This is a genomic window from Embleya sp. NPDC025285, assembly GCF_055558835.1.
In genome coordinates this window covers 61,864-76,123 of record NZ_JBVHLU010000028.1, presented here as the reverse complement: position 1 = coordinate 76,123, position 14,260 = coordinate 61,864, and the positions used below count along the sequence as shown (strand labels likewise).

General features: G+C 72.1%; 8 protein-coding genes. 3 read left to right on the top strand and 5 right to left on the bottom strand.

Annotation, left to right across the window (positions count from 1 at the left end):
- Positions 1-34 precede the first annotated feature (34 nt).
- The 3 genes from ACZ4FV_RS20690 to lanKC all read right to left on the bottom strand — a co-directional run bounded on the left by ACZ4FV_RS20690 (position 35) and on the right by lanKC (position 6,751).
- Complete coding sequence (locus ACZ4FV_RS20690; RefSeq protein WP_465323039.1) at positions 35-1,960, bottom strand: FAD/NAD(P)-binding protein; 1,926 nt, start codon at positions 1,958-1,960, stop codon at positions 35-37.
- A 10-nt stretch (positions 1,961-1,970) separates the two neighbouring features.
- A complete protein-coding gene (locus tag ACZ4FV_RS20685; protein WP_402237282.1) occupies positions 1,971-3,773 on the bottom strand; it encodes an ABC transporter ATP-binding protein in 1,803 nt (600 codons plus the stop codon).
- A gap of 254 nt (positions 3,774-4,027) precedes the next feature.
- Positions 4,028-6,751 (bottom strand): class III lanthionine synthetase LanKC, encoded by a 2,724-nt coding sequence (lanKC, locus tag ACZ4FV_RS20680; protein ID WP_402237284.1) that lies wholly within the window; start codon positions 6,749-6,751, stop codon positions 4,028-4,030.
- Positions 6,752-7,767: 1,016 nt separating this feature from the next.
- Here lanKC and ACZ4FV_RS20675 point away from each other — a divergent pair.
- From ACZ4FV_RS20675 to ACZ4FV_RS20665, 3 genes are all read left to right on the top strand, one after another.
- Entirely contained in the window at positions 7,768-8,571 is an 804-nt protein-coding gene (locus ACZ4FV_RS20675) for a peptidoglycan-binding protein (protein ID WP_395870064.1), read from the top strand.
- Positions 8,572-8,775: 204 nt separating this feature from the next.
- Positions 8,776-9,762, top strand: a complete 987-nt coding sequence (locus ACZ4FV_RS20670; RefSeq protein ID WP_402237290.1) for an aldo/keto reductase — start codon at positions 8,776-8,778, stop codon at positions 9,760-9,762.
- A 142-nt stretch (positions 9,763-9,904) separates the two neighbouring features.
- Complete coding sequence (locus ACZ4FV_RS20665) at positions 9,905-11,398, top strand: amidohydrolase family protein (RefSeq protein ID WP_402237293.1); 1,494 nt, start codon at positions 9,905-9,907, stop codon at positions 11,396-11,398.
- A gap of 224 nt (positions 11,399-11,622) precedes the next feature.
- Here the strand turns inward: ACZ4FV_RS20665 and ACZ4FV_RS20660 are convergent, their stop codons facing one another.
- Together ACZ4FV_RS20660 and ACZ4FV_RS20655 are read right to left on the bottom strand one after the other, a co-directional pair.
- On the bottom strand, positions 11,623-12,885 hold the full coding sequence (locus ACZ4FV_RS20660; RefSeq protein ID WP_465323050.1) for a sensor histidine kinase: 1,263 nt from the start codon (positions 12,883-12,885) through the stop codon (positions 11,623-11,625).
- 508 nt (positions 12,886-13,393) lie between these two features.
- Positions 13,394-14,200 carry a CmcI family methyltransferase gene (locus ACZ4FV_RS20655; RefSeq protein ID WP_402237296.1) on the bottom strand — a complete coding sequence of 269 codons (807 nt, stop codon included), beginning with the start codon at positions 14,198-14,200 and terminating at the stop codon, positions 13,394-13,396.
- Between the last annotated feature and the right edge of the window lie 60 nt (positions 14,201-14,260).

The window sequence follows — 14,260 nt, the reverse complement described above, 5'->3', positions numbered from 1 at the left end:
CGCACCACCCGGCGTCCGGACTCGAATCACCGACTCACCCGACCGTCGAAACGCCGGCCGCGGCGGATGCCCGCGCGGTGTCCGCCCGCCGTCCCAGCTCGTGCAGCGCCTGCCGGGCCACCGCGTCGCTGTGGCGCAGGAAGCCCGCGTCACTCCCGGGACGGGGAAAGTCGCCAGGATCGAGGAAGAAGCGGGCGGGGTGCACGCTGCCGTCGCGACGTTTGACCCGGTTCTCGATCGTGTCCACCATGCCGTTGGGATGCCGCGTGCCTCGTACCGGGTCGACGCGCGTCTGCTCGCGCAGTTCACCGCGTTCGATCAGCCGCACGAGCAGCGAGTCGTGCACTCGGCCCAGGTCCCGCCCCGGCAGTCGGGCCTCGATCAGCGCCCGGGTGCGCAACACCGTGTCCACGCTGGTGGAGCGGGCCTGGAACACTCCGTCGCGGACCGTGACCTCGAGCCCGGCGCCGATGGGGTGCACGATGCCGGCCCGGGTCAGGGCCAGGAGTTGTTCCAGGCGCGGCCCGGGCGGGCCGCTGGTGCGGAAGCGGCAGAAGTCGAAGAACTCGGGCAGTCCGTGGGTGGCCGAACGCGGCGAGAGTTTGCCGTCGCGCACCATCGGCCACAGTGCCTCGGCGATCCCCGAGAGCGCGTGATAGACGGCCAGATGCGCGCTGTGCCGAGAATCGCGCCCGCGTTCCACATCGGCGGCGAGATAGTCGATCATCCACCGCCGCAGAGCGCCGGTGTCGGCGAAACGGCGGCCGGTGAGCGGCCGATCGAGGCCTTCGAGGTCGATCCGGTCCCGCTCGTCGGGCACGGCCGCTTCGACGAGTTCCCGGTACTCGGGGGTGTTCCAGGCGACCCCCTCCAGCGCGGCGAGGAAGGCGCCGGGGTCGGTGGCCAGCCGCCCGGGATGCGAGCACGCCAGTTCGCGGTAGCCTGCCCACGCCAGTTCACGGGCGATCGACGGCCACAGGTCGGTGACGAAGTCCGGTACGCGCCCGCCCGATACCTCGGGCACCGGACAGCGCCCGACCCCCGGCAGCGGGCCGCGCAGGGTGTAGCCGAACTTCGACCGGTAGGGCACGCCCCGGCGGGACCCGGCGTGGATCACGGGTTCGCGTCCGGACGGCTCGTAGCGCAGTTCGCCCGAGACGTCGCGCCTGAAGCGCCCGCCTCTCCCCTCGGTCAGCAGCACCATCGTGTCGATGAACGCCAGACCGAGGCCGCGGACCAGCACGGGTTCTCCGGGGTCGATCCGGGACGCCGCGCTTTCCGGGTCGAAGGTGGTCGGCAGATAGGTGAGCCGGTGCCGCACGGCCTGTTCGGCCAACGCGTGCTCCTGCGGATACGGGCCCACCCGGAAGTTGCCCTGCGCGTGCACGACCACGTCCACCTCCAGCGGGTCGCGCCCCTCCAGCGAGATCCGCTGCCGCCCGGTGGGCAGGTCGCGGACGTCGAGCGCGGCCGCCGCGTGCACATGTACGCGCACGTCGGGCGCGGCGGCGGCCACGGTGCGGCGAAAGACCCAGGCCAGGTAGTCGCCGACCAGCGCGCGGGTGGCGAACCAGCCGTCGTGCACGCGGGCCGCCTCCGCGGGCGTGTTCGGGCCGGGCCGAAATCCGCGCGGATGCGGCTCCTCGCCCCGGGCCAGGTCGCGGGCCCACCGTGCCAGGGTCGGGCCCGGCACGATCGGGCCCCGGCACGTGACGCTCGCGTCGGTGAACAGCGTGCATTCGTCGGCTCTGGTGTTCGACCACAGCAGCGCGGACTGGCGACGGCGCCATACCCGCCCGCCGCCGGGCGGGTACGGGTCGATCACGTGGATGTCCGGGCGCAGGCCCGGCACGCACCGCGCAGCGTTCGCGACGATCCGCTCCAGGACCGATGTCCCGCGCGGTCCTGCGCCGATGATCGCGATACTCGGCACGTGCGCGCGGTCCGGCGCGTCTGTCATGGCGGCTCCTTCAGGCGATGAGCAGTTGGCGGGCGGCCAGGTCGCGGTACAGCGGGCTGGTGTCGACCAGTTCGTGGTGCCGACCGACCGCCGCGACCCTCCCCCGGTCCAGCACCACGATCCGGTCGGCGTCGACCACGGTGGCGAGCCGGTGCGCGACGATCAGCATCGTGTGCTCGGCGGATACGGCCCGGATCGCCTCGCGGAAGGCGAACTCGTTGCGCGCGTCGAGATTGCTGGTGGGCTCGTCGAGGAGCAGGATCGGCGGGGCGGTCAGCAGCGTGCGGGCGATCGCCAACCGCTGACGTTCGCCGCCGGACAGCAGCACACCACTCTCGCCGACCTCGGCGTCCAGGCCCAGCGGCGAACGTTCGACGATGCCGGCGAGGTTGACCGCGTCGAGGATCGTGAGCAGTCGCGCGTCGTCCGCCTCGGGCGCGGTGAGCAGCAGGTTGTCGCGGATCGTGCCGGCCAGGACCGGCGCCTCCTGCTCCACATAGCCCAGTCGCGCGCGCAGCAGGTCGCGCGGCAGCTCACGGATGTCGACCCCGTCGAGGCGGATCGCACCGGCGTCCACGTCGTAGAAGCGCTCCACCAGCGCCAGCACGGTGGACTTGCCCGCGCCCGACGGTCCGACCAGCGCGGTCCGGGTGCCCGGCGCGATGTCGAAGGAGACGTCGCGCAGCACCGGTTCGGCGGCGCGATAGCCGAACGTGACGTCCTCGAAGGTGATCACCGACGTGCCCGCGGCCGGCAGCGGGGCACCCGGGTGTTCGATCGTGTGGGCACGTGCCACGACCGGCCCGGTGGGCACCTGTGCGGACGGGATGGTGACGTGTGTGTCGCCGGCCGTTTCGGTGGGCAGGCGCAACACCTCCTCGACCCGTTGGATCGCGCCCAAGCCGGTCTGGAGCTGGGTGTACGCGGTGATCACCTGGCCCAGCGGGACGACCAGAAAGAACAGGAACAGCACGAACGCCACCAGATCGCCCACGGACAGCGTGCCGTCGGCGACCCGGGTCCCGCCCACGCCCAGCACCAGCAGGAACACGCCGTGCGTCGCGATGTGCGCGATCGGCGCGACCAGCGCCTGGAGCCGGGCCAGCCGCAGCCCCGAGGCGTAGGCCAGCCGGGCGCTGCGGTTTATCGCCTCGGTCTCGCGCTGCTCGGCGCGGGCGGCACGAATGGTGCGGACCGCGCCGATGGCCCGCTCCAGGCCGGAGGCCATCTCGCCGAGGCGGGCCTGGGCCTGCTCGGACACCGGGCGGGTTCGGCCGCTGATCAGCATCGCACCCAGCAGAGCCGCCGCCAGTCCACCGCAGGTGACCGCGAACAGCACGGGGTCCACCAACAGTGCCGCGGTGGCCGCGCCCAGGATCATCAGCCCGCCGGTGGCCAGTTCGAACAGGCCCGCGGTGACCACGAGTCGCAGCAGCGCGCTGTCCGCACCGATCCGAGACAGCAGGTCACCGGTGCGGAGCCGGTCGTAGTCCGCCACCGGCAACCGCAGCACGTGCGCGGTCAGCCGTTCGCGTACCGACAACACCAGCCGCTCGGCGGTGCGCACCAGCAGGTATTCCCGAATTCCGTTGACCAGTGCGGCTCCCAAGAGCAGCGCGCCCAGCACCAGCGCCGGGGCTACCGTCGAGCGGGATTCCTCGATCGCGGCGATCACCGATCGGATCAGCAGGGGTTGCAGCAGGGTCCCGGCCGCGGCGATCAGGGACAGGAGGCCGGCCACAGCCATCACGCCCACGTGACCGCGCAGGTACCGAAGCAGTTCCCGGGGCCCGACCCGAGGGGTCCGGCTCATCGCGGGCCCACCGCGAGGATTGGCATGGTCGATCCACCCGCTTTCGTCCCCAGGGAGCATTCGTCCGTTGCGTCACCGGCCGGGGTGCGTGATCGCTGGATCCCGCACCCCGACACGGTCACGCTTCGATCAACAACCCAGACTCGCCCAGCTGCACGCGCAGCAGACCGAGGTCCAGCCGCTCGCGAAGCCGTCCTCGGAGCCGATTTCGGACTGCATCTCCTGCAGTCCCAGCACGAAGTTCGACATGGGGTTCACCTCCCTCCGGAAATCGCGGTGATGGTGTCCTCGAACCGGTGTCCCGTCGTATCGGGGACCTCGGCCGAGAGTTCGGGGTGGGCGTTCGCCCAGGACGCGGAGCCGAGGAAGGGCAACAGCTCGGCGGTTCGTCCGGCAAGCACGTTGATCAGGCGCAACACACCTGCGGATCCGGTGGCCAGGTCGAGCGAGGCGCGCAGGTTCTGCTCGCCGGGGAAGACGAGGCCGTGCTCGTCGGCGAGCGCGTACAGGTCCAGCGCCGCGACACCCGCGTCGACACGCTCGGCGAGGTGCCCCCGGTCCGGTCGCGCGCCCGACTCGCGCAGCGCGCCGACCAGTCCGGCCCTGCCGTTGAACAACCCGGCGCCGACGCACACGTCGTCCGCGCAGGCCAGGGCCAGCGACGGTACGGCGGCGGCGATCCGGTCGTCGTGTTCGTGGCCCAGGATCAGGTCACCGACCAGTGCCACACCCGCGCTGCCGGTGGCCAGGTAGGGCAGGACCCGCCCGCCGTTCCTGACCTGGAGGCTGCCGTCGGGCAGGGATCGGCACTGGTCGAGGTCGCGGTGCAGTGCCGCGACGGCCGCTTGCAGCCAACGCCTTCGACCGGTGACCTCGAACATCCGGAGCAGGAACAGCGCGGGGCCGGTCCAGCCGTACATCAGGCCGCCGGAGAAGTTGTCCACGGCGTTCCCGGTCCGGTCGCGCAGTAGTGAGCCGGCCGCGGCGGCGTGCTCTCCGACGCCGAACACCCCTTGGCCGACGGCCGTTTCCACGGTCGCGGCCGATTGCTCGGCGTGCTCGAGCAGGTTCGGGTCGCCGGTTCTGCGATGGAAGTCCAGGCTGGAGAGTCCGATGCCGGCGAGTCCGTCGAACAGCTTGATGCCGTACACCTGCGGAGCGTGGATCAGGCACCGATCGTGGAACGCGAGGGCGGTGTCGGTGCGGCCCAGGTTGTACAGCACGTGGCAGATGCCGGCCGCGCCGTCGTAGAGGCCCAGGCGCGGCTCGCGGCCCGCGCCGAGGTCGCGTTCGAGCCAATCCGCGGCGCCCGCGAGTTCGCCGGCGCCCACGCCGGCGGTGTACAGCGTGTCGATCACCCCGGCCGCGCCGAACGCCATACCGCCGCCGCCGTGGAAGAACTGGTTGATGTCGCCCGGGAACAGTCGATCCCGCCGATCGAGCGTGGCTCCCGCACGGATGGACGCCGTCAGCGCACTCGTGTGCCGCTCCCAGGATCCGGCAACCTCCGTGAAGGCCAGCCGCGCGTCCGGTGGACGCAGTCCCGAGGCCGGTTCGACGGCGACGGTGAGCGCCCGGGTGAGCGGACGGACCACGTCGTCCGGGAGGCCCAGGCGCTGTTGCGCCTTGGCGACGAGCACGTGGGCCTTGGCCGGGCACAGCGCCAGCAGGCTGTTCAACGGCAGGTACAGGAACAGCCGGATCGCGTTGAGCGAGTACAGGTCGGCGGCCTCGCCGCGCAGCACGTCCGGGGCGGCGAACCCGGGGGCGCCCAGCGGGCGGGGTCCGGGCGTGCCTTGCGGCTGCGCCGCCTCGAAGTCGATCAGCGACACGTTCAGTTCGTCGTCGATCAGCACGTTGCCCGGATGCAGGTCGTTGAACAGGTATCCCCGGGCGTGCACGGCTCGCACCGTGCGCTCCAATCGCTCGAGGATGTGCTCGACCGTCGCCGCGTACTCCGCGGCCGAGCCGTGTTCGCCGGGGTTGTCCGGGCTCGGGTAGTTCAGCGTGACCCAGGTCTGCAACGAGATGCCCGGGACGTGGTCCATGGCCAGGAACTCGTGGCCGCCCAAGAGGTGGTAGTCGTGCGCGAGCGGGATACCGGCGATGCCCTTCAGATCGACCAGGACCGCGTGTTCGAGGCGCAACCGCGCGGGGGCGTCCCGACCCAGACGGTCCAGGCCGGCGTGTGGTCGGCCCTCTTTGAGCACCAGTTCGGCGCGGTCGTGGAAGCGGCGAACCCGGTAGACCCCGCCGCCGTTCGAGAAGTGCAGCGCGGAGAGCATCTCGTAGGGAAACTCCTCCGGTTGTTCACGACTGATCCGCGGCGTGGCCGAGGGGGCGAGGAAGTCGGGCATCTCGACCCACTCCGGCACGGTGAACCGAGGTTCGCGATGATCGGGCACCAGTACGCCGTCCGGCCGTTCGACGGCGGGCGTCCTCGTGCCGTCCTGCCCGTAGACGTGGCGCAGCGTGAATCCGCCGTAGCGGACGTACAACGGCCCCTCGTTCCAACGCAGATCGCTGAGGATGTACGGCCCGGGCGACCCGCCGATCGCGGCATCGAGGTCGACGAGGGTGCGGCGCAGCTCCTCGACATCCCTGGGGTAGAGGGTGAGGAACTTTCCGCTGCCCTCACGGGGGGCGTACTTCCCGTTCCGCGCCTGGAGCACCAGCGAGTTGGGCAGGAACTTGACCGCGATCACGTGCCGAAAGCAGTACGCGGTCACCTTCTCCAGCAGTTCGGCCGCGTTGTCGAGCGTGGCCGAGACGTGGATCTTCCAGCCCTGAGCGGGCAGTGGGGCCGCATCGGGCGGAGGCCGCAGGTGGGTCCACGGCCCCGCGGCCACCAATTCCCACCCGGGCGGGGTGTCGACGAGGGTTCGGTAGTCGAGTTGGCCGGCATCCGGCCGCAGCCGATCCGGAGAGTCGTAGAACCTCGGGTCCGCCAGACAGAAGGCCGGATACCGAACGTCCATCGGGGTCTCCTCTCGAACTTGGCGAGGCACGGGCAACCGGACGGGGCTCGAGCACCGGCGGATTGGTCGGCCCCGAGGGGCCTCGGCCTATCCGCCGGGTCGGCGCCGGAGCGACGGACACGACGATGCGGGATCGACCCTGAACAAACCCTGAACAGGCCTTGAGCAAAGCTGGAATCGGCTGGTCGGCGGGCGGGCGACCGGAGACGCACGGCCGTGCCGGGTGCAGGGTGCCCTGTGCCCGGTGCCCGGTGCCCGGTGTCGGGGTCGTCGCCGGCGGGGCGGGCATGCGCGAGCCCGGCCGGGCGATCCGCCGGGCCGGGCGCGTGGTTCAGGCTGCGGGATGGGCGATCCCGAGGACCGGCGCGACGCTCGGCCGGTCGTGGATCGTGCCGGGGATGGGGGTCGCCGGGTCGGCGGGTTCCGCAACGAACGGCCGATGACGGTCGATGCGCGAACTCACGGCCGGTTCGGGGGGTTCGGGCGTTTCGGGGACGAGGGCGGACACGAGGCGGCGCGGATCGGGCGGTTCGGTGGCCCCCAGCACACCGGTACCGGCCGCACACGCCGCGGCATTCGTGTCCATCCTCGTCCCAGTCGCCCCACCGGTGACTCGGCGTGCTCCCCTCCAGCCGCACGCGTGGCACGTTCGTACGGGCGACTCGCGCGATCCGCCTGACGCGGAACGCGCTCGCACCATCCTCGCGAGCATCGGGCGTCCGGCGATATCCCATATTTCTGGGAGCATTTGCGGGACTGCCCGGCGGCGGAACGCAACACCCGCGAGTAGATCACCACCCCCTCGATACGACCATACGATAATCCGACCACGCTGTGTCGTCGAACACATACTCGTGGTACACGCCGCAGGTCACGGGGTATGCCTTCGATCGACGTCAGTGTGCGCCTCGTGCCGGTCGCGAGGCGCACCCGGGGTGTGTGCGGGTCCACCGGAACGGGGCCCGCCACCCCGGCCATCGTGTGTACGTTCCGCACGGCGTGAAATGGGGGCGCCCATGGCCACATGGGACGACCTGATCGCACATCTGCAAGCCGTTCCCGAGGGTGTGTACGAGGGCTGGAACGCCCGGGATGGCTATGACAATCACACCAAATGGGGTCGGGAGTTCGGCGAGGACGGCGTCGCGTGGTGCGTCATCTTCGACTGGTGCATGTACAACGACGTCGGCCTGGCCCGGATCGTGCCCAAGGTCGACAACGTGTCCGCGTTCGCCGACTGGGCCCGCGGGCACGGCCAGTGGTCGGAGTATCCGAGTTGGGGGGCGTGGGTCGACTTCGGCAACGGCGCGCACACCGAGATCGTGGTGCGCTTCGACGACACGCACGTGTACACGAAGGGCGGCAACACCATCCCGACCGGCGGCGACGCGGGTCAGGGCAACGGCGTGTACTCGCATACGACTCGCCGCACGGACCCGAAGGTGACCGGCTATTTCGCGCCCCGCTTTCCCGACGGCTGCCCACCCACCGCCGACCCGCACGACCCGCGCGGCGGCGGTTCGGGCGGCGGGAGACCGACGGTCGACCTCGCGAACGTGCTCGACTCGGCCCGGCGCGACCCACCCGCGCCGCAGGGCTCCGCCGCGCACCGCACCGACGTGCTTCTGGTCGAACAGGCGCTACAGGCCGAGGGGTTGCTCGCCTCGGGGCTGGTCGACGGATCCTTCGGCACGGCCACGATCCGCGCCTACGCGGCCTACCAGCGCCGCCTGGGCTACTCCGGCACCGACGCCGACGGCGTCCCGGGGCGGACCTCGCTGACCCGACTGGGCAACCAACACGGCTTCAGGGTGGGCTGATTCCCGAGCCCCCACCAGCGACCACCGACCACCGCGGGTGGGCGTACGGCGCGCGCCGCCGCACGCCCACCCGACCCGCCCCGGCCGGCGAGGCGCCCGACCCCGGGCACCGAACCGGCCCGAGCGCTTGACCTGGAGCGCGCTCCAGGTTGTTGACTCCCGTTCGGGGCTCGGAGACCACGGGCCGAACCGGAGGGAAACATCATGAAGTACCGCACCATCGGAACCGATCCGACCACCCGCCGCGAGGTGAGCGTGCTCGCCCTGGGCGCGATGCTCTTCGGCACCCGGACCGACGAGAAGACCTCCTTCGCCGTACTGGACCGCTACGTCGAGGCCGGCGGCACCTTCATCGACACCTCCGACAACTACGCCTACTGGGAGGACGGCGGCCAGGGCGGCCAGAGCGAGGCGCTGCTCGGGCGCTGGCGGCGCAGCCGCGGTGTCGGCGACGAGATAGTGATCGCCACCAAACTGGGCGCGGCCCCGCTCGCACCCGGCACCGGATTCATCGACAACCCCGAGGGGCTGTCCGCGAAGACCATCCGCGAGGCCGCCGAGCGCAGCCGGGAACGTCTGGGCGTGGAGCGGCTCGACGTGCTCTACGCGCACATCGAGGACCGGACCGTCCCGCTGCGCGAAACCGTCGAGGGCTTCGGCGCGTTGGTGCTCGAGGGTACGGTCGGGCTGCTGGGGGTGAGCAACCACGCCACGTGGCGCGTCGAGCGGGCCCGCGCGCTGGCGGCGGCGGCCGGCGTGCCCGGCTACGAGGTCCTGCAGTACCAGCACAGCCTGCTGCGCCCGCGCTACGACATCTCCGACGCGCTGTTCGAGGACGGCAGCCTCGGTCATGTCGGGCCCGATCTGCTGAGCTACCTGCGGGCCGAGCCGGACCTGACCCTGGTCGCCTACTCGCCGCTGCTCGGCGGCGCGTACGTGCGCGAGGACAAGCCGCTGCCGCCGGACTACGACCACCCGGGCACGCCGGCCCGGCTGGCGGTCCTGCGCGAGGTGGCGAAGGAGACCGGGGCCACGGTGAACCAGGTGGTGCTGGCCTGGCAGTTGGGCAGCGCGTTCCCGATCGTCCCGCTCGCCGGCGCGTCCTCGGTCGAACAACTCGATGAGAACCTGGCCGCGGTGGACCTGGAACTGACCCCGGAGCAGCGCACCCGACTGGACACGGCCCACTGACACCGGGCAGCCCGCCCAACCATTCGGGACCCTTATCGCGATCGCACCCGTGGCGTGCTGGTCGCACCGAACGAAGACGGAGCCCGGAATTGGGTCGGCCGAACGGATCCGCCCGGGCATCGGCTGCCTAGTCTGTGGTCCCATGACACATTCAGCCGCGCTGCCGTTCGGGACCCACGACTTCGTACTGCGCGGCGGGCGGGTCCTCGATCCGGAAACCGGGCTCGACGCGGTGGCCGACGTGGGAGTGACCGCCGGCATGATCAGCGCCGTCTCCCGGGAGCCGCTCCGGGCCCTGCGGACGGTGGACGTGCGCGGTCTGGTGGTCGCGCCGGGCTTCATCGACATGCACAGCCACTCGCACGATGTGGCCGGCCACCGCCTCCAGGCCCTGGACGGAGTCACCACCGCGCTCGACCTCGAGGCCGGCCTGTCGCCGGTCGAGGAGGGCTACCGGCAGGCCGCCGCCGAGGGGCGCCCGCTCAACTACGGCTTCTCCGCGTCCTGGTGCCAGGCCCGGATGACCGCCGTCGGCGGGCTCCCGCACGGTGGCGGCATCGCCGTCGCGCTCGCGCAGCTAGGCCACCCGGCCTGGCAGCTCGAGGGCGACGGCCGGCAGCTGGACGCGCTGCTCGAACTGCTGCGCCGGGACCTCGCCGCCGGCGCGCTGGGCATCGGGATCGTGGTCGGCTACGCGCCTCGGATCAAACCCGAGGAATACCTCGCCGTGTCGCAACTCGCCGCCTCCGCCGGTCGCCCGACGTACACGCACGCCCGGCAACTGATCGAGGTGGAGGAGGACACTCCCATCGACGGCGCGCAGGAGATCGCCCGCGCGGCGGCGGAGACCGGCGTGCACGCGCACTACTGCCACGTCCCGTCCACGTCGCTCCGGCACACCGACCGGGTGATGCGGCTGATGGAGGACGTGTGCGCCGAAGGCGGCCGGGTCTCCACCGAGGCGTACCCCTACGGCGCCGGTATGACGGCCATCGGCGCGTCCTTCCTGGCGCCCGAGAAGCTCGGCACGGCAAATATCAAACCCTCCGACATCGTCTACGCCCCGACCGGCGAGCGTCCGGCCGACGCCGCGCGGCTGCTCGAACTGCGGGCGGCGGATCCGGGCGGTCTGGCGATCGTGCACTTCCTCGACGAGAACGACCCGAACGACCGCGCGTTCGTGGACCGGGCGCTGCTGCATCCGGGCAGCGTGATCGGCTCCGACGCGATGCCGTTGACCTGGATGAACGGAACGGCCGACCCGATGGCATGGCCGCTGCCGCCGAACGTGGTCACCCACCCGCGCACGGCGGGCACGTTCTCCAAGGTACTGCGCCGCTACGTCCGCGAACTCGGCGCGCTCACCCTTATGGACGCCGTCGCGCGCAGCAGCTTCGCGCCCGCGCGGCTCCTCCAGGACAGCGTGCCCGTGATGCGCCGCAAGGGCCGGGTGCAGGCGGGATGCGACGCCGACCTGATCGTCTTCGACCCCGACACCGTCTCCGACCAGGCCACCTACGAGCAGAGCACCCGCCCCTCCATCGGGTACGCGCACGTCCTGGTCGGCGGCGTCCCCGTGGTCCAGGACGGCGTCCTGTGCCTGGACGCCCTGCCGGGCACCGCCGTACGCGCCTGACCGAACCCGCCCACCCCGACGGACCGCGCCCTCGCCGAGGGCGCGGTCCGTAGGCTTTCCCGCGACCGGGGGACCGTCGTGCGATCACCCTCCCCGCACCGCCCCGGCGCACCTGCCCCGCCCTTTCGGCGGCGGGCAGGCGCTGCCCGGCAGGAGGGTTCGGATACCGGCTTCCGTGCGCCGCACGGCCCGGTGGTCGTGCCCCCGTATCGCGACGGTGGCGGTCAGCCGCCACCCGCCGGCGATCCGGCGGTGAGCGGCAGCGTGAGGTGGACCCGGAAGCCGCCTTCGGGGCGCTCGCCGGCCGACAACGTGCCGCCCAGGATCTTGGCCCGCTCGCGCATACCGATCAGACCGTGGCCGGGACCCGCGCTCGGACCCGATTCCGCCACCGGCCCCGGGCTCGGGCTCGGCCCCGGGCCGACTCGCGCCCGGACCGCGTCGCGGCGCGGACCGTCGTTGGCGATGCTGACGCTCAGCCGATCCGAGAGATGCCGGACCCGTACCTCGGCGCGGGTGGTCCCGGCATGCTTGACCACGTTGGTCAGCGCCTCCTGGACGATGCGGTAGACGCACAGTTCCAGGCCCGGGGCCAGGTGCTTGGCGACGCCCTCGGTGGTCAGGTCCACCACGACCCCGACCGTGCCCATCCGCTCGGCCAGATCCGCGAGTCCCTCCAACCCCGGCATCGGACCGGCCGCACCGTCGCCGCCGGTGTCTCCGGTCCGCTCGCCGTCGACCCCGCCGCCCTCGTCGAAGTCGACCCGGAGCAGCGCCAACAGGCGCCGCATCTCGTCCAACGCGTCCCGGCCCACGTCGCCGATGACGTCCAGCGCGGCGCGGGCCGCGCGCGGATCGGAGTCGAAGACGTACGAGGCCAGGCCCACCTGCACGGTGATCACCGACATGTGGTGCGCCACCACGTCGTGCAGTTCCCGGGCGATCCGCACCCGCTCGTCCACGATCGCGCGCCGGGCGCGCTCCTCCTGTTCCCGCTCCAGCCGCGCGGTGAGCTGGACCAATTGCCGATTGCGCTGCGCGAGTCTGCGCATCGCGTCGCCGATCACCACCGCGATCAGCGGTACCAGGACCGCCTGGGCCAGTACCAGCGCCGGCCCCAGCCGTCCCTGCGTGCCGCTGAACGCGACGACCCCGCCGACGAGCACGGCCCCCGCCGCGGCGACCCGCGGCGGTCGTTGACCGGCCAGGGTCACGAGCGCGATCACCGGCGCCCAGAAGTTCAGCGAGGGCTGATAGCCGGCGGCCAGGTACACCACGTACATCGACGCCGAGGCGATCAGCACCGGCACCGGGGCTCGCCGGCGCAGCGCGAGCGGCAGGCTCAGCGCGCAGGTGAGCAGGTACGCGGTGGTGTCGTAGCGCGCCCACCCGTCCGGGTGGAACTGCTGTCCCGCCACGCAGCCCGCCGCGGCCATCGCCACCGCCGCCACCACGTCCACCAGCCGATGATCCGGGCGCCATCGCACCGTGCGCGCGGATTCACCCGTGGGCGCGGCGCCCGCCGAGCCCCGTGGCAGGTCCCCGACCACCCGGCCTCCGGCTCTGCCGCCCACCGGCGGTACCCGTTCGCGCACGCTCTACCGACGCGCGACGGAGCCGACGATGGATCTCCCCTGGCCGGGCCCGACACCGCGCCCCGCGCGCGTGCCACCGCCGCCTACCGCACCCATCGCGGCTCCGTCTCCCCGTCGACCGCCCTGTGCCGTCGACCCCCGACAACGCTACGAATCCGGCGGCCCCAGGACATTCCCTCACCGGATGAGAAGCGAATGGAACTTCCGCGGTATACGCGGCGCCCGCTCCACCCACCGCGGTAGTCGCGCCCACCCGCCGGGCCCGGACGAGGATCGACACCGAGGCACCGAGGCACCGAGGCACCGAGGCACCGAGGCACCGAGGCACCGAGGCACCGAACCGCCCGGGCCGTGTCGGCGATTCCCGCCGCGTCCACTCGCTCGGAACCCGACGAGCCGGTCACTCCCGCGCGGTGCGTTGGAGCCAGCCGTGCGGGTTGCTGGTGACGCCGTACAACTCCAGGTCGCGGCGTGTGGTGAACGCGCCGCCCTGCTCGGTGGCCAACCAGTCGGTGACCGCGGGCACCACACCGCCCGGCATGCCGGGCGGACACAGGTCGGGGTCGTCGACGATGCCGTCCTCGACGACGAAGAATCCGCCGTCGGGGACCAGTCGGGCGAAGTTGCGCAGCGCGGCCGTCGTCGTGGCGTACTCGTGCAGCGTGTCCTCGACGACCAGGCAGCGGGCACCGGGTGGGACCTGGTCCGCGACCCGGTCGGCGACGCTCGGATCGGTGACATCACCGGCCACCAGGGTGATCTCGCGGGCGAAGGACGGGTCGGCGTCGTGCAGCAGGGCGGCGACGCGGTCCTGGTCCAGGTCCACCGAGATCACCCGGATCCCGTCCGGGACGCGACCGTAGCCGGCCTGGGTGCGCAGCCGGTCGCGGAACCACAGCGCCGAGCCGCCCAGGTGTGTGCCCAGTTCCACCACCACCTGGGCGCGCGAGGCCCACAACACGTGCTCGAACACACGCAGGTCCTCGGGGAACTTCTTGATCCGCAGCCCGGCGTACCAATCGCGGACGTGTTGGCGCCCGCGCGCCCGCCGGTACTCCAGGAGGCTGGCCCGGTGGTCGGCGGTGACGGTCGGCGGCAGTTGTCCGCCCTCGATGTGATCGGTGATGGTGATCCGCTCCTGTCCCGATGACTCGACGGTTTCGGGCGGCGGACCGGGCCTGTTCGGGTCGTTTCGTGTCTCCGCCATCCTTCCATTGAAGAGGCCGACCCCGGTTTCGGCAGCCGGAAGCGGGAAGTCGCGCCGTCG

Bases quoted from the DNA above. Each gene is read 5' to 3' on its own strand.
- ACZ4FV_RS20685 (WP_402237282.1), bottom strand. From the start codon at position 3,773: ATGAGCCGGACCCCTCGGGTCGGGCCCCGGGAACTGCTTCGGTACCTG.
- ACZ4FV_RS20655 (WP_402237296.1), bottom strand. From the start codon at position 14,200: ATGGCGGAGACACGAAACGACCCGAACAGGCCCGGTCCGCCGCCCGAA.
- ACZ4FV_RS20690 (WP_465323039.1), bottom strand. From the start codon at position 1,960: ATGACAGACGCGCCGGACCGCGCGCACGTGCCGAGTATCGCGATCATC.
- ACZ4FV_RS20675 (WP_395870064.1), top strand. From the start codon at position 7,768: ATGGCCACATGGGACGACCTGATCGCACATCTGCAAGCCGTTCCCGAG.
- lanKC (WP_402237284.1), bottom strand. From the start codon at position 6,751: ATGGACGTTCGGTATCCGGCCTTCTGTCTGGCGGACCCGAGGTTCTAC.
- ACZ4FV_RS20665 (WP_402237293.1), top strand. From the start codon at position 9,905: ATGACACATTCAGCCGCGCTGCCGTTCGGGACCCACGACTTCGTACTG.
- ACZ4FV_RS20670 (WP_402237290.1), top strand. From the start codon at position 8,776: ATGAAGTACCGCACCATCGGAACCGATCCGACCACCCGCCGCGAGGTG.